Origin of the sequence: Alkalimonas delamerensis (genome assembly GCF_030717955.1) — a bacterium.
Taxonomy (GTDB): domain Bacteria; phylum Pseudomonadota; class Gammaproteobacteria; order Enterobacterales; family Alteromonadaceae; genus Alkalimonas; species Alkalimonas delamerensis.
Genome location: NZ_JAUZVY010000001.1, coordinates 825,595 through 846,465, shown reverse-complemented (window position 1 = coordinate 846,465; position 20,871 = coordinate 825,595). Strand labels below are relative to the sequence as shown.

Below are 20,871 nucleotides of genomic sequence, written 5' to 3'. Positions count from 1 at the left end.
CAGGAGCCAGGCCATGAATCTGCTTATCACCGGTGGTACCGGTTTAATCGGTCAGGCCGTGATCCGGCGCTGGTTGCCTGATCACAGCATCACCGTGCTTAGTCGGTCACCCGCTAAGGTAAAGACCCTGTTTGGTCATGATGTCAGCAGCTGCGAACAACTGACCGGCCTGGACATTAACCGCTATGACGCCGTGCTGAACCTGGCCGGTGAACCCATTGCCGACAAGCGCTGGAGTAAATCGCAAAAAAACCGCATTTGCCAAAGCCGGTGGGCCATCACAGAGCAGCTCAGCACCCTGATACAGCAAGCCAGCAATCCACCCAAGGTGTTTATCAGCGGCTCAGCCATTGGCTACTATGGTCGTCAGGATCCCCACTGCATTGATGAATCCCATCAGGACTTCTACCCAGAGTTTAGCCACGATGTCTGTGCCCGCTGGGAGAATCTGGCCAAACGAGCTGCCAGTGATCGTACCCGGGTCTGCCTGCTGCGAACCGGTATCGTACTAGCAGCAGATGGGGGGGCCTTAAAGAAAATGCTGCCACCTTTTCGTTTTGGTTTAGGCGGTCGTATCGGCGATGGTCAGCAGATGATGTCCTGGGTCCACCTGGACGACATGGTGGCCATTATCGACTTCCTGCTGCAGCACAGTGAGTTGGATGGCCCAATCAATGCTACTGCTCCCAAAGCCGTCTCGAACCAACGCTTTGCCGAACTGCTGGCTGAGCGACTAAAACGCCCTGCGTTACTGCCCATGCCTGCGTTCATGGTGCGGCTATTGTTTGGTGAAATGGGCGATTTGCTGCTGTATGGACAAAACGTCTACCCAAAGAAGCTACTGGATGCTGGCTTCCAATTCAGCTACCCGGACTTGCGTCAGGCCCTGCAGCAACTGGCGCTCTGAACAAAAGCAGGCAACGCAGCCACCGACATGGACGCGTTGCCTTGATTTGTGTCTTCAGCTATCTACCTAAGAATAAATAGCCCGCCGCATCAGCACCGAACTCTGTGTTGCCAGCAGCTGACGCAACTGCCACCAGCCCAGCAGGGTCACCACCAAAATGCCAAAGCCAGGCCCTATCCACCACAGGTTCCAGTGCAACTGAAACGGCAACTCGAATAGCCGGTACTGCAACACACCCAACACCGACTCAGCCAGAATGGTTGCCAGCACACCAGCCAGGGCCCCTAAGGCGGCAAACTCGAGCAACATCGCATTGCGTAAGAACGCATAACGTGCGCCCAGAGTACGCAAAATGGCCAGCTCTTGCTCACGCTGCTCCATGGTTGCCTGGACCTGAGCCACCAGCACCAGCACGGCAGCAGCAAATACCAGCAACAGGATGCTGCTAAGAGCAACCGTCACCTGGGCAATAATATCCTGCACCTGCTGGATAATGGCATCCACATTCAGCACGATCACCGTTGGGAACTGCCGGTTCAGCTGATTCAGCACAGCAGCGCGCTCCGCATCCAGATAAAAAGCACTGAGGTAACTGGCCGGAAAGTCCGCCAGCAAATCCGCGCTAAGAATCATGTAGAAGTTGGGTTGCAGCGTATTCCAGTCCACCAACCGAATGCTGGTCACACTGGCCGACACCGTCTGACCACCAATAGAAAAGGTCAACTCATCACCCAGCTCAATGCCCAGCCGCTCAGCCAACTCAGACTCCACCGATACCTCGGCGGCAGTTTCCGCGGTAAACCAGCGGCCTGACTGCACGCTGTTGTTGGCGGGCAGCTCTGAGGCCCAGGTCAGATTCAGCTCACGCCCTACGCCCACCCGCTCGGTGTCTTCTTCTTTGCTGGCCCGTTGCCGCAATTGCTGCTGGTTGGTTTCGGTTAAGCGCCCTCGCACAATCGGATAAAAGGTATCAAGCTCTAATTGATGCTCGGCTGCGAAGGCCTCAATGCCCGAACGCTCGTGCTCGGCAATATTAACCAAAAACTGATTGGGCGCCCCTTCGGGGATCTGCTGCTGCCATTGCTCCAGCAGCTCCATCCGTAAAAAGTACAGCAACAAGGTCAAAAAGAGTGCCATGCTGAAGGTCAGCAACTGAAAGCTGTTTTGCCACAAACGGCGACGTAAATTTGCCAGTGCCAGTTTTAGCGCCGAACTTTGACCAGCCGCCATCGGCCGGGCAACCCGTACCAACACAGCCGCCAGCCCCATCAGAATCAATGCAAAAAGCACGCAAGCGGCAAAGAGGATCAGACTCAGCATCAGCTCCTTGCTAAACAGCCACATCAACAACCAGACCGCCAGGGCGCCGGTCAGCAAATGCCAGACATCAAAACGCCATTCCGGCAATTGACGCAGCACCGCCATGGAAGGAACCACAGCCAGTTGCCAGACCGGGCGGGCTGAAAACAGACCAGCACAAATCACAGCGGTCAAGGCCCCCATCCACAAAGGACGACTGCTGAATACCGGCTGGTAATCTTCCAGCCACAACTGAATGCCCTGCTGCACCAATACCATCAAGACCAGGCCAGCGCCAATGGCCAGCAAAGAGCTCAGCAAGCTCACCAGCAGCAAGTGACTGCAATAAATTTTCCGGGCGGTGCCGGTGGTGGCGCCCAGCGCTTTGATCACCGCAACTGCTTCGGCATGACGCTGCCGATAGCGATTGGCTGCCACTGCAGAAGCACTGGCGGCCAACACAATACCTAACAGGCCCGCCAGCAGCAAAAAGCTCTCTGCCCGCTCCATAGCGGCGCCTATCGCTGTTTCCGGATCCAGCTCCTGCCACTGTTCATGCACCGATAAACGGTCATCAAACTGTTGCCGCAGCTCCGATAAGGCACCAGCAGAGCCGGCAAACAGATAACGATAGGCAATACGGCTGCCTGGCTGCACCACTTCGGTGGCGGCCACATCGTCCAGATGCATCAGCACCCTGGGATTGCCACCAAACACATTGAGCGGTGCATCGGGCTCGGCTTCAATGATGCCAGCCACCCGCAGCTGGGCCATCCCCAATTCCAGTGAATCGCCAGGCTCTACCGCCAACAGACTCAGCAACCTGGGCTCCAGCCAGATATCACCCGGCTCAAAACGACCAGAGACGCCTTGCCCTACTTCACTGCCATGGCGCAGCACCAGCTCACCACGCAAAGGGTAAGCACTGGACACCGCTTTGACAGTGACCAACTGCATTTCTTCGGCAGAAAACAGCATGGAGTCAAACAGCATTTGCTGCGCCTGTTGGACCTCGAGATCGTCAGCGACCTGCAGCAGCTCATCCCGAAAAGGCCGGCTGGAGCGCAGCACCAAATCGGCCGCCAGAAAGCTGGCACTGCGTTGATACAGGGCCGAGCGCACACTTTCGGTAATGCCGGTCAGCATCACCACGGAAAAAACCGCCAGAAAAAGCGCAAAAGCAATTACCCACAGCTCGCCACGCTTTAATTCACGCCAAAACAACCGCCAGGCAATGCTAACCCACATGGCGCTGCTCCGAAATGGATGCCAGTTCGGTTTGTTGCTCCAACTGGCCATGGTGCATCAGATACTGCTGTTGACAGCGCTCTGCCAACTCGGTTTTATGGGTGACCAACACCAGAGTGGTGCCTTGCTGTTGATTCAACTCAAACAGCAAGTCCTCGACCAGCAAACCGGTTTTCTCATCCAGGTTGGCCGAAGGCTCATCAGCAAATAAAATCCTCGGTTCGGTAATAAAGGCTCTGGCGATGGCCACCCGTTGTTGCTCACCGCCGGACAGCTGGGTCGGATAAAAATCACGGCGCTCTGACAGGCCAACCTTGGCCAGCAACTCCAAACCACGGGCTTTGGCGTTGTGAATACCAGCCAACTCCGCAGGCAAGGTGATGTTTTCCAGCGCCGTGAGGCCAGGAAGCAGTAAGAACGACTGAAAAACAAAACCCACATGACTGGCTCTCAGCCCTGCCCGACTGTCTTCATCCAATTGATGCAGCGGATGCCCTGCTAAAAAGACTTCACCTTCTGAAGCTGTATCCAGGCCAGCCAAAATCCCAAGCAAGGTCGATTTACCGGAACCGGAAGCACCCACTATGGCAACCGACTCACCCCGCTTGATTGTTAAATGCAAATCATTCAGGATAGTCAGTGATCCTTCAGTCAGTTTGACCCGTTTTGTCAAACCGGTCGCTTTAATCTCAATTTGTGGTGATGATGTCATGCGTGCTTTCTTAATTCTGCTGTTTGTTGTTTACAGTACCACGACTTATGCGCAGCCGAAAAGGTTGTTGCTGCTGGGGGATAGCCTGAGTGCTGCCTACAATATGCAGGAGCAGCAAGGTTGGGTCTATCTGGTGCAGCAATGGTTGGATACGGAGCAAGTCCCGCTGACGATCATCAATGCCAGCATCAGCGGTGAAACCTCGGCCGGTGGCCTGGCGCGTTTACCTGCTTTGCTTGAGCAGCATCAACCGCATTATGTGTTGATTGAGCTTGGTGGCAACGATGGGCTGCGTGGCTTTGCCATTCCGCAGCTTGAACACAACCTGAGTCAGTTGATTGCACTCAGTCAGGATGCCGGTGCTCAGGCGCTGCTGATGCAGATCCGCATTCCACCGAACTTAGGCCCTCGCTACACCCGCCAGTTTGAAGCCCTCTACCCCACCCTGGCTGAGCGTTATCAGCTGCCACTCTGGCCCTTTTTTATGGAACAAATTGCCCTGGATGATGACCTGATGCTGCCAGACGGCATTCACCCGAACCGGGAGGCACAGCCGCTGATTAAACAGCAGATGAAGCTTTGGTTTGCGAGACTGGTGGGAGAGTAGTTTTGAGTTTTGAGTTTTGAGTTTTGAGTTTTGAGTTTTGAGTTTTGAGTTTTGAGTTTTGAGTTTTGAGTTTTGAGTTTTGAGTTTTTTAACTTAACACTTAAAACTAATAACTCAACACTAAAGAAGAAATGGCGTCCCCTAGGGGATTCGACCCCCTGTTACCGCCGTGCCAGATGGCTTTGCGCGGTGTCCCGACACCGCCTCACGGCGATAAGTATTCGGACAGAAGTAATCAATTGAAGTGAAAAAGGTGTGGCGTCCCCTAGGGGATTCGAACCCCTGTTACCGCCGTGAAAGGGCGGTGTCCTAGGCCTCTAGACGAAGGGGACTTAGGAAGTGGCTGACTGTTAGTGGCGTCCCCTAGGGGATTCGAACCCCTGTTACCGCCGTGAAAGGGCGGTGTCCTAGGCCTCTAGACGAAGGGGACGCAGAACGAACAGTAGCACTTTGACAAGATTAATTGGCGTCCCCTAGGGGATTCGAACCCCTGTTACCGCCGTGAAAGGGCGGTGTCCTAGGCCTCTAGACGAAGGGGACGCACTAAAAAAATCTTTGGTGGAGCTAAGCGGGATCGAACCGCTGACCTCTTGCATGCCATGCAAGCGCTCTCCCAGCTGAGCTATAGCCCCACACGGGCGTATTCAGGAAACTGGTTTATCGCTGAACACGGAGCGCATTCTAGGGGTCACCCCGCCAGCTGTCAACAGTTTTTTCAGAGCCTTGTTTTGTTCGCGTATTTTTTAAACGTGATGCTGAAATTTAGTGCAAATCACTGCCAGTATTCACGCTGCCAGCGAAAAGTGGTAGCATGGCGTTTGCATTAAGAATTCTTTGCGCGTGACTACAGGAATGGATTATGTACGAAAAGTACTATGGGTTTAAGGAACGCCCTTTTCAGCTAACGCCCAACCCAAATTGGTTTTTTGCCAGCAAGCTGCACAAACGAGCGCTGGCATATCTACAATATGGCCTGAGCCAGGGTGAAGGCTTCATTGTCATTACCGGCGATGTTGGCACCGGCAAAACCACCATTGCCAATCAATTGCTCAGTCAGCTGAATCAAGATGAAATCATTGCCAAGCAAATTGTCACCTCCCGCTTATCGCCCGATGATTTGATCCGCATGATTGCATCGGCCTTTAACCTGGTGGTCAGTGAACACAGCAAAGCATCCTACCTGGATGCCATTGGCAGCTTTCTCAAGCGCCTGCATGCACAACATCGTCGCGCCCTGCTGTTGGTGGATGAAGCTCAAAATCTGCCCCTGGAGGCCATTGAGGAGCTTCGTATGCTGTCCAACTTTATGGCGGATGGCAAACCTTTGCTGCAAAGCTTCCTGCTTGGTCAAAATGAATTGAATGCGGTGATACAAGCACCGGATATGGAGCAGTTTCGTCAGCGCATCATTGCCTCCAGCAATCTAACCCCCTTGCAGGTCGAAGATACCCAGGCGTATGTCAGCTATCGCATTAAACAGGCCGGGGTTGAAACGCCCCTGTTGTCGGATGACTGCTTTGCATTGATCCAGGGCTTTAGCCGGGGGATCCCACGCAAGATCAACACCCTGATGGACCGGGTCTTCCTATACGGCTACCTGGAAGAAAAACCCTATTTGGAAGCTTCGGACGTGCAAGCAGTGATTGATGAGATTATGGATGAAGTGGCCAATCTCAAGCCGGTGCAGACAGAAGCAGCACCAGCCCCCGCTGCGGATAAAAGCGCTGCAGAAACGAACGCTCAGTTGCTCACTGAAATCAGTCAATTGCTGGATAATTCCCTGGAAAACAAATTGCGGTTGGCCAAAGAGCTGGACCAGCTGATTCAAAAGCAGCAAAAGGCGCTAAAAAATACCCCACCCGAGCAATAAAGCTCTGCCCAGTTACAAAAACAGCTGCCGAGGCAGCTGTTTTTTTGACTAGAAACGATGATGGTAAGTTAGCGATAAGCGATTTTCCCGAAAATCAAAGTTATCATTGCTGGAGTCTCGCTTGCTGTGACGAGCTGTCAGGTTTAAGTCGGACGAGGCCGTAAGATCACGCGCCCAACCTAACTCGTACTGCCAACTTTTATCTTCGCGATTATCATTGCCAAAGTTGTATTGATAAGCCCGCACATTAGCCCGGATGCTGCTGTGCGGCGTCAATCGCCAAGCGGTTTGCAAACTGGCATTGTGGCGGCGATCGACCCGGTCAATCTCCTGATAGCGCTGTTCACTGCTGGACAGGTTCAGGCTGGTGGTCAAACGATTTTTGCTGTAACCAATAACGAATGCGCCCTGCCGGTTTAACACCACATCGTCACGGATCTGCACATCGACATCAAACAGCTGTTGCAACTGCTCGTTGGCGCCCAGTTCATAGTCAGCACCCGGTAAATTAAAACAGGCGCCAATATCACTGGCATCGTCCGGACAGACAAAAACACCTAGATCAATCAATTCGGTTTCCAGGAAGTTACGGGTCGACACCCGATCGGTGTAGGACAGCCGCATGGTCAAAAAGCGCAGATTGTATTGCCCGTTAACCTGAGCCGTGCGGCCAAAATAGCGTCGATCCCACTGACCACTGAGCGAGGTTCGGCGTGAGGGTGCGATAAAAAAGTCGGCCGATACAAAGTCGCCATCATCCCGCCCTTTCAGCACAGTGTTGTAGCTCAGATTCACCCGGGAAACACGGCCAAATTGCCACTCCAGGCCTGTTCCTGCTGTATTGTACTCGTTAATAAAAGATGTGTTGCGAACATTGTTCTTCTCGTAGCGCCCTTGCACTGTCCAGGCAAGTGACGGCAACAGCGGAACGCCGAAGAGCATGTGAGCACTGTCTCGAGTCAGTCGTTCACGCGCCTCTCGCTCAGTTCGGCTTAAGTTACCATTGCCCCGCCAATACAAGCCGCCATATTGCTGATCCCGTGAAGTTTGCAACCGGAGGTCGTACTGCTCACTGTTGATATCGCCCAGAAAGTCATCCTGCTGCGGACGCTCTGATTTGACTTTGCGCCCGGACATGCTGAGGGCAAACTGAGCTTCTTTGTGACGGGCCGTTTCCAGCGCCAACCCCGTTCCTAAACGGCGGGTTTTGCTTAACTCGCCCGGATTGGTGATGCGATCGCGAAAAATAGCCCCGCCCTGCCCCGCTCGAACCGTATGGCGCTGACTGGCATCCAACGACCAGCGCGCTCGCCGATCAAAGCCAGTCAGCACATTTTGCAGGCTGTATTCATTCAGTGACAAGGTATCCTGATCACCATCGCTGTACCAAACCCGCTGATGACTGGCATCGATACGCGTCTGCAATTTCGGGCCCTGATAACGCCAGCGTAGGCCTGGTTCCAGCTCGACGGCAGCACCATTGTCTTTGCCATCCTGCGATGGAATATCAAGCCAGTAGCCGTGACCGGTGATGCCTAAACGCGGACTGAAGTTGGCCTCTGCCAGGACCAGGGAGGGGCTGGCAAGCAGCGCTACGCCAACCGCCAGCACCAAGGGAGTTACACAACGCTTCGACGGCTTAGTCCGACGATGAATAGTAGTAGCCATATCCTTTGCCTTGATTACGGTGCGCTTTATTAATGACAAAGCCTACCGCCAACTCCTCCGGCAGCAATGCCACAGCTTGTTCTATTTCAGCAAGTTTGGTTTGATTCTCTTCAATCACCACCACGGCCTGACCACACATCGAGGCCAGGACCGCAGTCTCGTTGACACCCAGCAGTGGCGGTGCATCAAAAATGACCACCCGATCCGGATAACGGGTGGCAAACTCCATCGCCAACTTCAGCATCTTTTCACTGGCCAGCAATTCGGTGGACAAATGATGTGGCTTGCCAGCACCAATCAGCTTCAGACGCTCAACATTGCTGCTCAGTAAAACATCTTCCACCGTTAATTCATCGCCCGACAAATAATCGGTCAGCCCATGTTCGGCACTAAAACCTAAAGTTTTGGAAACATTCGGACGCAACACATCGGCATCCACCAGCAACACCGTTTTATCTTTTTCCAATGCCATACTCAGCGCCAGATTAACCGCGGTAAATGTTTTGCCTTCACCGGGTCTGGAACTGGTCACCATAATCAGGTTCGGATGCTGCAAAGTACTGCTCAGACTACCAAAAGCGTTGTTCAGCAACTTCCGCTTGATGCTGCGCATCTCTTCGTTGATCAAACGCCGCTCTGGGCTTAAAGAAACAAAGTTCTTTTGTTCCAGCCGCTTTAAATCCAGCTGCACATCAATGACAGTCTCCTGCCGTGCCGCTGCAGAGGGTGACGACGGCGTCAGCTCAGGTGAAACCTCGGGTATGGCCGTGCTTGGCACCGCAGGCTCAGCCTGCTGAGTTAATTCGGCTTGCTTATCAACAGCTTTTTCGATGGTACTCATGGCAACAACCTCATCAATGCATCCACTGGTCGCCCGAGCATCAGTTCATTGCCCAGTAAAAACAGATAAATACTCAGCAAGGCACCACTTAGAATAACAAAATAAATAAAATGCTTTCGCACCTGCCAAACAATGGCATCCCGATCGATATGGGATATCACACCAAACACCGGAAAATGCGAGATGCTTTTCAGCTGGATGGTACTGGTCATCATCGGTGAGATCAGGCTACGCAATAAAGCGATGGCAACACCGGCGCCAACCCCCAGCATCAACACCATGGTGTAATACAACTGACGGTTCGGTCCTGCCGGTCGCGATGCTACCCGTGGCGGATCGATAATACGGAACTGCATGTCCATTTCAGAGTCGTCGACCCGGCGCGACAGCTCAGCCGATTCACGGCGTGACAACAACTGCTCGTACTTGGAACGGGTAATGTTGTAGTCGCGGTTCAGGCCGGTGAGCTGGGCTTCAATTTGCGGCACCAGATCCATCCGCTGACGCAATTCATTCAGACGGGTTTCGTGATTGGCCAAGCGAACCCGCCGGGAGGCAATTTCACCTTCAAGTTCTGAAATAGCCGTCATCAACCGGACATAGAGCTCGTTCTGCGACAACGCATTGTCGATACCAGACGCAGCCAATTGCCGTAAAGTCGCAATCTCTTCTGCGCGTTGCTGCTCAATACGCTCAATCAACAGCATGGTCTCACGCACATCAGGATGGTTGTCGGTAAAACGCATCCGCAAAGTATCCAGCTGGGTCCGAAGCTCCGCCAAGCGGGCATCAAACTGGGTTGCCGGCTCGCGGCCGCCTTCCGAGCCATCGGTCAAACGAGCCAATTCAGCCCGGGCTGCTTGCAGTCGGGTTTCCAGCTCGGCCAATCCCAGCCGGGCTTCTTCAATCCGTGTTTGCTCCTGCGAGATACGATTGTAGAAATTGCCATCGGCAGAGAGGATTTCCATGTTGTTGCGGCGAAAATCCGATAAACGCTGCTCGGCTTCGACCAGGCGGCGTTCATAATCGGCTATCTGCTGATTCAAAAAGTTCTCAGCCGACAAGGCATCCGAACGGGTACCACCCAGGCGGGTTTCAATGAAGACATTCAGGGTTTCCTGCACCACCCGCAAGGCCTCTGCCGGCATTGGGCTGTCAAAGGAGATGTTGTAAATATTGTCGCCGGAGCGGTGCGCCTGGCTGAACCGGATCCCCCGCTGCAAACTATCCACCACCCTGTCAAACTCTTCGGTACTCAGGGCCGTTCGGTCGAGATCGGCAGCCCGGGCAATTTTTTCCAGATTTGGCCTGCTAAGCAAGGTTCTGGCCAGCAAGCGAACTTGCTGGTCAGCATTAGTTTGCACGGTTAAACCACGAAGGATGGGGTCAAGCACAGTGCGGGTTTCAACATAGACCCGGGCATCGGCCTGATACACTGGCGGCATCGAATAGACATAATACCAGCCGATGGGGCAAATCAGCCAGGCCGTAATCACAATGTAGCGTCGGCGTAGCCAAATGCCATGCAAATAAATAAGCACTTGCTGGATAGCAAGATTAAGTTCCTTCATGTACTGCTCCGTGCGTCCATGTTAAAAAAATAGCGGGTCAAACGAATCAATTAAAACCATGCCTCGGGAATAATAACGATATCCCCTGGCAACATATCAACGTTGGCACGGATGTCGCCTTCGCGAATCAGATCATCCAACCGAACACGATAGCTGACCTGACGGCCATCCACGGTGCGGACCAATTGAGCCCGGTTGCCGCTGGCAAAGTCCGTTAAGCCGCCAACCTGAATCATCAGATCCAGCAGAGTCATGTACTGGCGGTAATTAACAGCCTGAGGGTTGGTGGCAGCGCCAATGACCCGAACCTGCTCGCTGTAGGGGCCAACAAAGCCAGACACTGAAACCGTGACAATAGGGTCACGAATAAACTGGCTCAGCACCTGCTCCATATCCCGGGCGACCTGGGTCGGTGTTTTGCCACTGACCGGTATATCCTCCACCAAGGAGGTTGAGATCATACCATCCGGACGCACCAGAAACGACCCCGAAAGCTCAGGGTTGCGCCAGACAAAGATGTTGAGATTATCACCCGGGCCGACCAGGTATTGGTAATTTTCGACAGAAGTCGTCAATGAGTCATGAACTGTGGCCTGCGGCAAGGTATTCGTGCTACCACAAGCGACTACCATCAGCGTCATCGCGACTGCAAGCAAGCCGCGCAATCCTTGTAAACCTTGTACTTTCATGGAGTTAATCCTTCGATTCCTTAGACAAGTCTGTGTACTATAGCGCATTTTTATACGGAAGTTAGCCGCATAAAAAACTATTTCAGTTTCCTGCCAGAACAGTGTATACTTTATGGGCTATTTTTAAAAGCCTGCAGCTTAACTGCCCGGTTCTGAAGTATTAAATGCATAGGATGCACAAGGACGATTTTTATGAACAAGGCTACCGGTTACGGAAAAAAATCTTTCGCAGACCAGATTTTCCTGTTAGGTGAACTCTTTCTGCTTCTGGCTTCCAGCTTTATCGCCAGTTACTTACTCCACCAGTTTGTCACCCCTATCCCCTTCGATGTTCGCCTGATTAACGCCATCTTGTTTGCAGCGGTGGTGATGCTTTGTGCCTTATCGGTCGGTCTGTACGACCAGCAACTGCGTGAAAGCCATGGTGGCATTCTGAAACGTGTATTGATTACGGTGCTCTTTAGTGCTTTTCTGTTGGAAGTGGTGCTGTTCAACCTCTTTAGCTCCATTGCCATCAATGTCTGGTACATGCTGCTGGCTTGTGGCATAGCTATCTTTTTCCTCAGCAGCTTCCGCGCTGTTTTTCATTACCACGACATCACCAGCATCAGCCGCCGACGCGTATTGATTCTTGGCGCCGGTGAGCGGGCCTCCATCATTGAAAAGCGGATGCGTCGTACCGTGGATCGCCGTAATTTTGAAATCGTCGGTTTTGTCCGTATCGAGGGCGATAAAGAAGGTGCTCTGAAAAATGAAACCATCCTGGACTTGAATGTTCAGGAGGAACTGTTTCAGTTTGCAATGGAAAACGCCATCGACCAAATGGTGATTGCCTGTGATGAACGTCGCAACATGCTGCCGGTGGAGCATCTGTTTAAATGCAAAACCCGCGGCATTGACGTGGTCGAAATTCTCGACTTTATCGAACAGGAAACCGGTCAGATTGCCGTCAACTTGATTTACCCGAGCTGGGTGATTTATTCCAACGGTTTTGACAGCAAAAAATGGCTGAAAACCAACCTGGATTACCGCCTCAACTTTCTGTTGGCGCTTTTCGTGTTGGCACTGACCTGGCCCATCATGCTGATTACCGCCATTCTTATTTATTTGGAAGACGGTCGCCGTACCGGTGCCTCGGTGTTTTACAAGCAAGTTCGGGTCGGCATTGATGGCAAACCTTTTCACATCATCAAGTTCCGCAGCATGGGCCCCGATGCAGAAGCTGGCGGTGCCAAGTGGGCCAGCAAAGACGATGACAGGGTCACCCGCGTTGGCCGCGTGATCCGCAAGTACCGGATTGACGAGCTGCCGCAACTGTTCAATGTGTTCCGTGGCGAAATGGGCTTTGTCGGCCCGCGCCCTGAACGCCCTGAGTTTGTCTGCGAGTTGGAAAAAGACATCCCTTACTACGCCCAGCGTCACAACGTCAAACCTGGCCTGACCGGTTGGGCACAGTTGAAGTATCCTTACGGCTCCACCACTGAGGATGCACTGGAAAAATTGAAATTCGACTTGTACTACATTAAGCATCGCAGTCTGCTATTGGATCTGGTTATCCTGGTGCGTACGGTAGAGATTGTCTTGTTTGGAAAAGGGCGATGATCGGATGCCATCAGAAGTAAAGCAACCTTTTCACGCCTTAACCATTGATATTGAAGACTACTTTCAGGTCGCTGCCTTCGAAAAAAAGATTCAACCCGGACAATGGGATCAGTATCCTATCCGGGTGGATCGCAATACCTACCGCATCCTGGACGTGTTTGACGAACACCAGGCCAAAGCCACCTTTTTTATTTTGGGTTGGGTTGCCGAGCGATTTCCAGAGCTGATCAAAGAAATCCATCAGCGCGGTCATGAAGTCGCCAGCCATGGCTTTAGCCATACCAAGGCCACAGTGCAAACGCCAGCCGAATTTCAGCAGGATGTCAGCAGCACCAAAATACTGCTGGAAGACATCATTGGCGCTGAAGTAACCGGCTACCGCGCGCCGAGCTTCTCAATTTGTGCAGAAAATGAGTGGGCTTTCGCTTGCTTGAAAGAAGCAGGTTACCACTACAGCTCCAGTACCTACCCGATCAAGCACGATCATTACGGCACCCCGTACTGGCCGGCAGAGCCCTATTTGCGCAAAGAAGGCATTTGGGAGTTTCCGATGCCTATCCTGCAGCTGAAAGGCAAACAAATTCCCATTGCCGGTGGCGGTTATTTCCGGCTACTGCCCTACTGGCTTAGTAAACACTTGATCCAGCGTTACCTGAAGCAGAGTCAAAGCCCGTACATGTTTTATTTTCATCCTTGGGAGATTGATCATCAACAGCCCAGGATTGCCGATGCCCCGCTCAAATCCCGCTTCCGGCATTACGTCAATCTAAAGCGGATGGAAACCAAAGTCGCCAAACTGCTGCAAGACTTTGAATGGAATACCGTGCAGCAAGTGTTTGAGCAGTATCAGAATCAACAACAACGCTAACCGCTGCCAGCAGGTGACAAGGAATGGTTGAACAAGTCAGACCCGCAGAGCGCACTTCAAACACAGGCCCCTGGCTGGCACTGCCCCTCTTGCTGCTTGGCTACCTTTGGGTGTTTTGGCCTAGCCTGGCCCGGATGGAGTCCATTTGGCGCCACTCCGAGACCTACATGCATGCCTATCTGATTTTACCCATCAGCTTGTGGTTGGTCTGGCGTCAGCGTGAACAATGGCTTGGGCTAGCCCCCAAAACAACCTTACTTCCAGCCATTGCCGCCTTCCCTTTTGCCATACTTTGGTTGCTGGCTTATGCCATCGATGTCAATTTTGTCAGCCAATTTGCCGCCATTTTCTTTTTGCAGTTATTGCTTTGGGCTGTGCTCGGTCACCGTCTAATGCGTATCCTGTGGTTCCCGGTGGCCTTCTTAGTTTTTTTGGTGCCTTTTGGTGAAGCCGCCAATCCCATCTTGCAAAACATTACCGCCGATATGGTGGTCTATTTGCTGCGGCTGGTCGACTTTCCAATTTTCCGCGAAGGGCTCTATATCTACACCCCCTCGGCTGTTTTTGAAGTGGCCGTGGCCTGCTCGGGTCTGAACTTTTTGCTGACCAGCCTGGTATTGTCCTGCCTGTACTCCTACCTGCATTACCGCCACTGGTACAAGGCCATTGCTTTTATCGCTCTGACACTGGCGTTATCCATCATCGCCAATGGCATCCGGGCCTTTTTGCTGGTGGTGATTGGTGAGAAATCGAACCTGGCCTATGGGTTTGGTGCCGATCACTATTATTACGGCTGGCTGGTGTTTTTTATCGTGATCATGCTGGCCTTTTGGCTGGGCGCCAAATTTGCCGACGATGAAGTGCCGGCTGTCTCTGCAAGCCATTTAGCGAAGAGCAGTAAAGCAAGCAAAATAGCCTGGGTTGCTTTGCTGCTACTCAGTCTCACCATGCTGGCAGTCGGCGCATCGAGCCGCAGCATGCAGCAGACAGAAGTACCGGAGCAACCTGCCCAGCTACTGGCGGTTGATCAGTCCATTGCGGAGCGTAGCAGCTGGGGCATTCAGTTTTACGACGGTTTAACCCGGGATCACTGGCTTTCTGAGGATGGCGTCGAGCTCTTTGTTGCGTCCTATGCCCATCGCCAGCAACGAGGCGATATGATCACCTGGCACAACACGCTGTACCGGATTGATCAGTGGAGCATCACCACGCAACAGGATTATGGCTCCCGGCTGGATGGCTACCGGGTACTGCAACTCAGTAGCCCAGGTGGTCAGCGCCGCAGCATGCTGTATTGGTATCAGCTGGGCGAGTATCGCACCAGCAACCGCATTGTGATGAAGCTGCTGCAATTGCAAGCCTTGCTGCGCGGTCAGAATGACCCCGCCTATGTTGTTGCCTTGTCATTATCCGGCCATTACTCGATGGATGAGAGCCAGCAACGCTTGCTGCAAGCCAAGGAGCAGCAGCTGACAGGCCTGTTACCATGAATCAATCGGTGAGTCAGAGCGTTTTGAAAAGCTCTGCCATTTTGCTCACCATCCAACTCTTTCAAAAAAGCCTCGGCTTGATTTCCACCCTGATTCTGGCCCGCTTGCTGGTGCCGGAGCATTTTGGCGTGGTCGCTCTGGTGATGATCTGTCTGATGCTGTTCGAAAATATTGCCGATGCCGGCAATCAGCATTACATTATTCAGAAACAACAGCTGGACGATGCCGATCTGCACACCGCCTGGAGCATCGATCTGTTGATGAAATTGGCCATGTTTGGTCTGATCCTGCTGCTGGCACCCTGGCTGGCACGATTTTTCAGCATGCCAGAGCTGAGCACAGCCTTGATGGTGGCCAGTCTGGTGTTGCCCATCAAGGCCTTGCAAAATCCGGTGCTGATGCGCTTTGCCAAAGAAATGAACTACCAGCCGGTGTTTCGGTTAAGCCTGTGGCAAAAGTTGCTTTCTTTTGTCGTCACTGTTGGCCTGGCCTGGTGGTACCCCAGCCACTGGCCGGTGATCATTGGCGCTCTGGTCTCTGCGCTTAGCTTTACCCTAGGCAGCTATTTTGTCAGCGCCTTTCGGCCGCATTTTTCACTGGCGCGTTTCAGACAGCAGTGGGATTTTTCGAAATGGCTGATGCTACGGGGTGTCATCGGTTTTGCCCGCTACCAGGCCGACAACCTGATAGTCTCCAGGCGCTTTAGTACCGCCGATTTAGGCGGCTACCATTTGCTGCGGGAACTGACCCTGCTGCCAGCCATTGCGGTGATAGTGCCCTGCACTCAGCCCTTGCAGGCCGCCATTGCCAACCAACGCGAACTGGCACAGCGCCTAAGTTACCGCACCCGGATGAGTTTGTTCTTGCTGCTACTGCTGCTGATTCCGATCACCGCCTTCTTACTGACCCATCCGGCCCTGATCGTCGATACCCTGCTGGGAGCCCAGTGGACCAACTACAACAGCTTGCTGGCCCCTTTTGCGCTGTTTTTTTTAACCTTTTGCCTGTTTGATTTGATCAGCAATGCTATTTTGGCCATTGGCCGCAGCAAGGCTCTGTTCTGGTTTGATTTCTGGTCGACGCTGCTGGTCATTGCGGCTTTGTTGCTGCTGGCAACAGGCTCATTAAGCGAGATGGCCTGGCTGCGCGCCTGGCTGTCGGTGCTCACCACCCTGGCCTTGCTGTGGCTGCTGCACCAGGCAACCCAGCTCAATTTACTACGTTTGCTGCTGCTTTGCCTGCCTTACCTTGGGTTTGCTGCCTTGGCCAGCCTGGTTAGCCAGCAGCTGAGCTTTGCAGCAGACACCTGGCTGCTTTGGCAACTGCTAAGCCACGCTCTGGTGTTTTTTGGCTGCTTTAGCCTGTGCTCTGTGGTGTATACCCTACTGGTTAAACAGCGGGTGCCCGAACTGGCGCACCAAACCGAGGTGATGGCACAGCTCTATCAAAAACTGCGCGGCGCAGAAAAGTCAGCTTAGATCTCGCCCCTGGCCGCCATCAGTTCGCGATACAAATGGCTGTAGGCCTGCTCCATCGCCTGGGCAGAAAAATGCTGATAAACATGCTGACAACCCGCTTCAGCCAGCTGCTGCTTCAATGCCGGCTGCGCAATCAATTGTTGCCACAAAGCAGTTAAGGCGGCAGTATCGCCATAGTCGGCCAACAAACCGGTTTTCTGGTGTTCAATCAAGCGATCCACACCGGGAATGTTAAAGGCTGTAACGCAGACCTTCGCCGCCATGGCTTCCATCAAGCAGCGCGGGATCCCCTCCAGACTGGAGGTCAGCACAAAACAATCGAAGCTGGGCAACAAGCGCAGCCGATCATCGCGAAAGCCCATGAAATCGACCTGCCCGGCCACACCCAGCTGCTGCGCCAATTGCTCCAACTGAGTCCGCTCATCGCCATCACCAATCAACACCAAACGGCAATTGGCATGCTGCTGCACCAAAGCAGCAAAAGCCTGCAAGGTGGCGGTCAGGTTTTTGCGGCTGATCAGCTGACCGATGTAGCCAATGCGAAATTCCTGCTCGTCTTTTAAAAAAGGCTCGGTCAAGGCTCGTTCAACCTCGGCTAAGTCCACGCCGTTGTTGATCAACCGGACGCGATTGGGGGCAACCCGGTACTGCTCCAGCACCGTCTTTTCAATGTCCGGTGATAGCGGGCATACCCAGTCGAACCAGTGAAAAGCCTTGCCCCCCAACCACATATAGGCTCGCAGGCGTTTGTCGCTGGAGTTTTCAAAGCCATGAGGGGTACAAACCGAACCGATGCCAGCCCATCTTGCGGCAATAGCGCCTAAAATATCGGATTTATAGCCGTGGGTATGAATGATCTGAATGCCTTGCTGGCGAATTAAGTCCACCAGCCGCTTAATGGCCCGCAGATCAAACTTGGATGCCATCGCAATACGGTGCTGTCGCTCAACCGGCAAGCCACAACGGCGCAGCACATCGTCGCAAACACCGGGTTCATCGGTGATGGCCAGATGCTGCTCCAGGTCCCCGGTGGGTTCAACCGACAACAGCGCATTGACCCAACGCTCCGCGCCATAGTAGCCACTGGGGCAAATCAGTTGCAATACTTTGATGGTCATGCCGCATCCTTACGCATTAGAAAAAAACGAACACCGGCCAGAGTGCCAATTGCCCTGGCGGCAAAATACACGGTATAAAACAGCAGCAGATAACGCAGCCCTACTTGATTCTGCGGTAAACCGTACAAGCGCAGACTGTACAGCAGCACCGGCAGGAACAGCAACAGCAACGCTGGTGCCAGTAAAACCGGTTTAAAGGCGGAAGCGACAGCACCGAATAACGCCAGCAATATCCAAAAAGGCAACAAAATGCTGGGCCACTCACGCAATGGCACCTTGCGCCCTCGCAATGAGGTTAAATTGTATTCCGAGCGCCAGATTTCTTTTTGGAAGGTCTGCTGCAAACTTTGATCTTCACCCAGGTGGACGTAGCTGGTTGCCGAGGTATAAAACAATTCACCCAGCGCACTGAGCTGGTCGGTGTAGTAATAATCTTCGCAGGTTTGCAGGTGCTGCGGGAAGCCGCCAACCGCCAGGTGGTGCTGACGACTCAGCAGCAAATTGCGTCCGGGCAAAAATTGCACAGCGCAGTCCAGTGCCGCGTTGCTTAAAGCCGTTCGCAATAATTCCACCTTTGAGGGATCAGTACCAGCCTGTTGCATGGCACTGACCACTACCCGCTCGGGTTTTGCTTGCAATAGTTCGAGGCATACACCCAGCCAATCGGGCGCTAACTGAATATCGGCATCCAAAAAAGCCAGCCAGGGTGACTGCCCTTCAGCCGCGCCCAGGTTGCGCTGCTCAGAAATGCTGCCGGCATCGGGCCGGTACAGCACCCGCAGTTTCGGATGCTCCGGTAGGGCCAGCGGCTCTGAGTTTTTGGTCACCACCACCACCAGACCAATGCACTGTGCCTGTTGCTGGGCGAAGATCGATTCCAGCGTGGCCACCAGCATCTCCGGCCGTCCCATATGCGGGATGACAAAATCAACCTGCCCCTCAGTCATGCTGTGCACCTGCTTCCGGCTTTGCTGTCGCCTGCTGTTGCAGCTCTGCCACAGTGCGCAGCACGCGCGCCGGATTGCCCACCACAATCACGCCGGGAGGAACCGGCTCGGTCACCACGGCACCGGCACCCACAATGCTGCCATCGCCGACCGACGCCATCACGATGGCACCATTACCCAGCCAGCAGTTGCTGCCGATCCGTACCTGCTCAAAACTGCCGCCCTGATCTTTGTAGGGCTTGGTTGGGTCCTGAATATGATGCTGGTTTTTGCCGCTTAAAATATGCACGCCGCTGCCCAGCAGCGTATCATCACCGATCGCGCACCAGCCAATATTGCACTGAGGCCCAATGTAAGCGCCGCGGCCAATACGGGTGCCTTGCTGCGAGAACAAGGCGCCAAAACCAATGTAACAATCGGCTGCGCACTGCTGCATCGTCAAACGGTAAGCGGCAACCCGCAAATAACTGCCCAGCACGCCGGGCACCAAAGACAACAACTGTGAAAAGCCGCTGAATAATGCATCTTTGGTAGAGAAAGGCCGCAGCAGCAGGTACAGCAGCACCAAAGGCGCCACCAACAGCAACATCAGGCCCCGTACCGCCTTTTTTAACAGCGACTTCATACTGAAGCCTCCTCTTTAGCCGCCAAGATGCGCTGCAAAGGCTGCAATACCCCCTCCCAGCTGTACCGCTGGCGGATCAGCTCAGGTCCGTTTTGCTGCAACGCTTGTCTAAGCGCCGGATTTTGCTGCACCTCAGCAATGCACTGCAAAAACTCGGCTTCGGTCTGGGCGGTTAACAGGTGCTCGCCGGGCTGACAGGCAATGCCTTCGGCCCCCATCGGGGTGGTAATGACCGGTAAGCCACAGGCCATCGCCTGCAAAATTTTGTTTTGCACCCCCCGGGCCAGGCGAAAGGGGGCAATAAAGATACTGGCCTGATGGTAATACGGCAGAATATCGTCGACGTAGCCGGTCACTTCAACACCCGGCTGACTGGCCAGTTGTTGAATTTTGGCGCTTGGGCTCATACCGGCAATAATAAAACGGGCATTTGGGTACTGCTGCCGAACTTGTGCCCACATCGATTGCACAAACCACAGCACCGCATCTTCATTGGGTTTGTAATTCATCACTCCGGTAAAGAGAAACACCGGCTCGGTTGCATTAACGGGTGCAGAAGCAGGATAAAAGGCCGAGGTATCCAGGCCATTGGCCAGCACACTAACCTTACTGGCATCGGCCAGTTGTTGGCTGAACAGGGTCACTTCGTTGTAGGAGATAAAAAAACAGCGATCAAACTGCTGGTAAATCTGTCGCTCGGCCCGGGCAACCAGCCGGGCTTCGCGTTGATACACCCAGCGCATCGGAATCGACGCCTGGCGGGCATACTGCTGCCATTTGTCCGAATCCAAATCCATAAAATCCATCAGTAAGGTGCAGTCCCGTTTGGCCCGTTCGGATAACCCGGCACGGTCCAGATAGAGCGCCATGGCTGAACTGGTGCAGAGCACGGTATCAGGCTGCTCTGTCCTAAGTAGCTGCTTGAATTGCGCCAACAGCGCCGGACTAAAGAAATGACTTTGCGACACCGCCAAACCGCGCAGAACGGCACTGATTTTCCGGCCAAAGCCAGAGCCCAGCCTGGCAGTAATGACGTCAATCCCCAGCTTTTGCTGCAGCGCTTCGGCAAAGCCTTGCTCCGCGTCGTCTTCCAGCGGCGCCAGCACCGTCAGTTGGTGACCTTGCTCAACCAGGTACTTGATTTGATGGTAAGTGCGGATTTTTTCGCCTTTATCGGCGGGGTAAGGCACCCGGTGGGCCAATACCAGGATTTTCATAGCTTAAACCCCAGCCTTTTAGCGCACTGAAACTGTCTCAGGACTAGCGTCATTCAGACTTCCTTCCTTGGTTAACTGATAAAGCGGTCAATGGCTGCAAGTATACCCTGCTCA

The 20,871-nt window shown here is 53.5% G+C and carries 17 protein-coding genes and 4 tRNA genes; 7 read left to right on the top strand and 14 right to left on the bottom strand.

Going from position 1 to position 20,871, the window contains the following annotated elements; all coding sequences use genetic code 11:
* Positions 1–13: 13 nt before the first annotated feature.
* Positions 14–907 (top strand): TIGR01777 family oxidoreductase, encoded by an 894-nt coding sequence (locus Q3O59_RS03835; RefSeq protein WP_305944307.1) that lies wholly within the window; start codon positions 14–16, stop codon positions 905–907.
* Positions 908–973: 66 nt separating this feature from the next.
* Here Q3O59_RS03835 and Q3O59_RS03830 read toward each other — a convergent pair whose 3' ends face one another.
* Entirely contained in the window at positions 974–3,454 is a 2,481-nt protein-coding gene (locus tag Q3O59_RS03830) for an ABC transporter permease (RefSeq protein ID WP_305944306.1), read from the bottom strand.
* A complete protein-coding gene (locus Q3O59_RS03825; RefSeq protein ID WP_228590193.1) occupies positions 3,444–4,166 on the bottom strand; it encodes an ABC transporter ATP-binding protein in 723 nt (240 codons plus the stop codon). Before Q3O59_RS03825 ends, Q3O59_RS03830 begins: the two co-directional genes overlap by 11 nt.
* Between Q3O59_RS03825 and Q3O59_RS03820 the strand changes: the two genes are divergently transcribed.
* Positions 4,165–4,773, top strand: coding sequence for an arylesterase (locus Q3O59_RS03820; RefSeq protein WP_305944305.1), 609 nt, complete (start codon positions 4,165–4,167; stop codon positions 4,771–4,773). The genes Q3O59_RS03825 and Q3O59_RS03820 overlap by 2 nt on opposite strands.
* 256 nt (positions 4,774–5,029) lie before the next feature.
* On the opposite strand, the gene Q3O59_RS03815 is transcribed toward Q3O59_RS03820, so the two are convergent.
* From Q3O59_RS03815 to Q3O59_RS03800, 4 genes are all read right to left on the bottom strand, one after another.
* Positions 5,030–5,105 (bottom strand) — tRNA-Glu (locus Q3O59_RS03815).
* A 22-nt stretch (positions 5,106–5,127) separates the two neighbouring features.
* Positions 5,128–5,203, bottom strand: a tRNA-Glu gene (locus tag Q3O59_RS03810).
* 34 nt (positions 5,204–5,237) lie between these two features.
* Positions 5,238–5,313: transfer RNA gene (locus Q3O59_RS03805), tRNA-Glu, on the bottom strand.
* 16 nt (positions 5,314–5,329) lie between these two features.
* Positions 5,330–5,405, bottom strand: a tRNA-Ala gene (locus Q3O59_RS03800).
* A 227-nt stretch (positions 5,406–5,632) separates the two neighbouring features.
* On the opposite strand from Q3O59_RS03800, the gene Q3O59_RS03795 reads away from it, so the two are divergent.
* Complete coding sequence (locus tag Q3O59_RS03795) at positions 5,633–6,643, top strand: XrtA/PEP-CTERM system-associated ATPase (RefSeq protein WP_305944304.1); 1,011 nt, start codon at positions 5,633–5,635, stop codon at positions 6,641–6,643.
* 48 nt (positions 6,644–6,691) lie between these two features.
* Here Q3O59_RS03795 and Q3O59_RS03790 read toward each other — a convergent pair whose 3' ends face one another.
* Genes Q3O59_RS03790 through Q3O59_RS03775 form a run of 4 tightly spaced genes read right to left on the bottom strand, consistent with a single transcriptional unit; the run spans position 6,692 to position 11,412 of the window.
* A complete protein-coding gene (locus tag Q3O59_RS03790; protein WP_305944303.1) occupies positions 6,692–8,311 on the bottom strand; it encodes a TIGR03016 family PEP-CTERM system-associated outer membrane protein in 1,620 nt (539 codons plus the stop codon).
* Positions 8,283–9,152 (bottom strand): XrtA-associated tyrosine autokinase, encoded by an 870-nt coding sequence (locus tag Q3O59_RS03785; RefSeq protein WP_305944302.1) that lies wholly within the window; start codon positions 9,150–9,152, stop codon positions 8,283–8,285. Before Q3O59_RS03785 ends, Q3O59_RS03790 begins: the two co-directional genes overlap by 29 nt.
* On the bottom strand, positions 9,149–10,723 hold the full coding sequence (locus Q3O59_RS03780) for an XrtA system polysaccharide chain length determinant (protein ID WP_305944301.1): 1,575 nt from the start codon (positions 10,721–10,723) through the stop codon (positions 9,149–9,151). The genes Q3O59_RS03785 and Q3O59_RS03780 overlap by 4 nt, the downstream gene beginning before the upstream one ends.
* 50 nt (positions 10,724–10,773) lie before the next feature.
* Complete coding sequence (locus Q3O59_RS03775) at positions 10,774–11,412, bottom strand: XrtA/PEP-CTERM system exopolysaccharide export protein (protein ID WP_369812342.1); 639 nt, start codon at positions 11,410–11,412, stop codon at positions 10,774–10,776.
* Positions 11,413–11,604: 192 nt separating this feature from the next.
* Here Q3O59_RS03775 and Q3O59_RS03770 point away from each other — a divergent pair, with 192 nt between their 5' ends.
* From Q3O59_RS03770 to Q3O59_RS03755, 4 genes are read left to right on the top strand one after another with little or no spacing between them, the layout of a single operon-like run.
* Positions 11,605–13,014 (top strand): TIGR03013 family XrtA/PEP-CTERM system glycosyltransferase, encoded by a 1,410-nt coding sequence (locus Q3O59_RS03770; RefSeq protein WP_305944300.1) that lies wholly within the window; start codon positions 11,605–11,607, stop codon positions 13,012–13,014.
* Between the two features lie 4 nt (positions 13,015–13,018).
* On the top strand, positions 13,019–13,882 hold the full coding sequence (locus Q3O59_RS03765) for an XrtA system polysaccharide deacetylase (protein WP_305944299.1): 864 nt from the start codon (positions 13,019–13,021) through the stop codon (positions 13,880–13,882).
* Positions 13,883–13,905: 23 nt separating this feature from the next.
* Entirely contained in the window at positions 13,906–15,372 is a 1,467-nt protein-coding gene (gene xrtA / locus Q3O59_RS03760) for an exosortase A (RefSeq protein ID WP_305944298.1), read from the top strand.
* A complete protein-coding gene (locus Q3O59_RS03755) occupies positions 15,369–16,850 on the top strand; it encodes an oligosaccharide flippase family protein (protein WP_305944297.1) in 1,482 nt (493 codons plus the stop codon). Before xrtA ends, Q3O59_RS03755 begins: the two co-directional genes overlap by 4 nt.
* On the opposite strand, the gene Q3O59_RS03750 is transcribed toward Q3O59_RS03755, so the two are convergent.
* Genes Q3O59_RS03750 through Q3O59_RS03735 form a run of 4 tightly spaced genes read right to left on the bottom strand, consistent with a single transcriptional unit; the run spans position 16,847 to position 20,757 of the window.
* Complete coding sequence (locus tag Q3O59_RS03750; protein ID WP_305944296.1) at positions 16,847–17,968, bottom strand: glycosyltransferase; 1,122 nt, start codon at positions 17,966–17,968, stop codon at positions 16,847–16,849. The two genes, Q3O59_RS03755 and Q3O59_RS03750, sit on opposite strands and share 4 nt — an antisense overlap.
* Positions 17,965–18,915 carry a glycosyltransferase family 2 protein gene (locus Q3O59_RS03745; RefSeq protein WP_305944295.1) on the bottom strand — a complete coding sequence of 317 codons (951 nt, stop codon included), beginning with the start codon at positions 18,913–18,915 and terminating at the stop codon, positions 17,965–17,967. The genes Q3O59_RS03750 and Q3O59_RS03745 overlap by 4 nt, the downstream gene beginning before the upstream one ends.
* On the bottom strand, positions 18,908–19,540 hold the full coding sequence (locus tag Q3O59_RS03740) for an acyltransferase (protein ID WP_305944294.1): 633 nt from the start codon (positions 19,538–19,540) through the stop codon (positions 18,908–18,910). The genes Q3O59_RS03745 and Q3O59_RS03740 overlap by 8 nt, the downstream gene beginning before the upstream one ends.
* The gene (locus Q3O59_RS03735; protein ID WP_305944293.1) at positions 19,537–20,757 is read right to left on the bottom strand and encodes a TIGR03087 family PEP-CTERM/XrtA system glycosyltransferase; all 1,221 of its coding nucleotides are present in this window, start codon (positions 20,755–20,757) and stop codon (positions 19,537–19,539) included. The genes Q3O59_RS03740 and Q3O59_RS03735 overlap by 4 nt, the downstream gene beginning before the upstream one ends.
* Between the last annotated feature and the right edge of the window lie 114 nt (positions 20,758–20,871).

Coding starts and splice junctions, on each gene's coding strand:
- Q3O59_RS03825 (WP_228590193.1), bottom strand. CDS start 4,166: ATGACATCATCACCACAAATTGAGATTAAAGCGACCGGTTTGACAAAA.
- Q3O59_RS03835 (WP_305944307.1), top strand. CDS start 14: ATGAATCTGCTTATCACCGGTGGTACCGGTTTAATCGGTCAGGCCGTG.
- Q3O59_RS03770 (WP_305944300.1), top strand. CDS start 11,605: ATGAACAAGGCTACCGGTTACGGAAAAAAATCTTTCGCAGACCAGATT.
- Q3O59_RS03745 (WP_305944295.1), bottom strand. CDS start 18,915: ATGACTGAGGGGCAGGTTGATTTTGTCATCCCGCATATGGGACGGCCG.
- Q3O59_RS03755 (WP_305944297.1), top strand. CDS start 15,369: ATGAATCAATCGGTGAGTCAGAGCGTTTTGAAAAGCTCTGCCATTTTG.
- Q3O59_RS03830 (WP_305944306.1), bottom strand. CDS start 3,454: ATGTGGGTTAGCATTGCCTGGCGGTTGTTTTGGCGTGAATTAAAGCGT.
- Q3O59_RS03740 (WP_305944294.1), bottom strand. CDS start 19,540: ATGAAGTCGCTGTTAAAAAAGGCGGTACGGGGCCTGATGTTGCTGTTG.
- Q3O59_RS03775 (WP_369812342.1), bottom strand. CDS start 11,412: ATGAAAGTACAAGGTTTACAAGGATTGCGCGGCTTGCTTGCAGTCGCG.
- Q3O59_RS03735 (WP_305944293.1), bottom strand. CDS start 20,757: ATGAAAATCCTGGTATTGGCCCACCGGGTGCCTTACCCCGCCGATAAA.
- Q3O59_RS03790 (WP_305944303.1), bottom strand. CDS start 8,311: ATGGCTACTACTATTCATCGTCGGACTAAGCCGTCGAAGCGTTGTGTA.
- Q3O59_RS03820 (WP_305944305.1), top strand. CDS start 4,165: ATGCGTGCTTTCTTAATTCTGCTGTTTGTTGTTTACAGTACCACGACT.
- Q3O59_RS03750 (WP_305944296.1), bottom strand. CDS start 17,968: ATGACCATCAAAGTATTGCAACTGATTTGCCCCAGTGGCTACTATGGC.
- xrtA (WP_305944298.1), top strand. CDS start 13,906: ATGGTTGAACAAGTCAGACCCGCAGAGCGCACTTCAAACACAGGCCCC.
- Q3O59_RS03795 (WP_305944304.1), top strand. CDS start 5,633: ATGTACGAAAAGTACTATGGGTTTAAGGAACGCCCTTTTCAGCTAACG.
- Q3O59_RS03780 (WP_305944301.1), bottom strand. CDS start 10,723: ATGAAGGAACTTAATCTTGCTATCCAGCAAGTGCTTATTTATTTGCAT.
- Q3O59_RS03765 (WP_305944299.1), top strand. CDS start 13,019: ATGCCATCAGAAGTAAAGCAACCTTTTCACGCCTTAACCATTGATATT.
- Q3O59_RS03785 (WP_305944302.1), bottom strand. CDS start 9,152: ATGAGTACCATCGAAAAAGCTGTTGATAAGCAAGCCGAATTAACTCAG.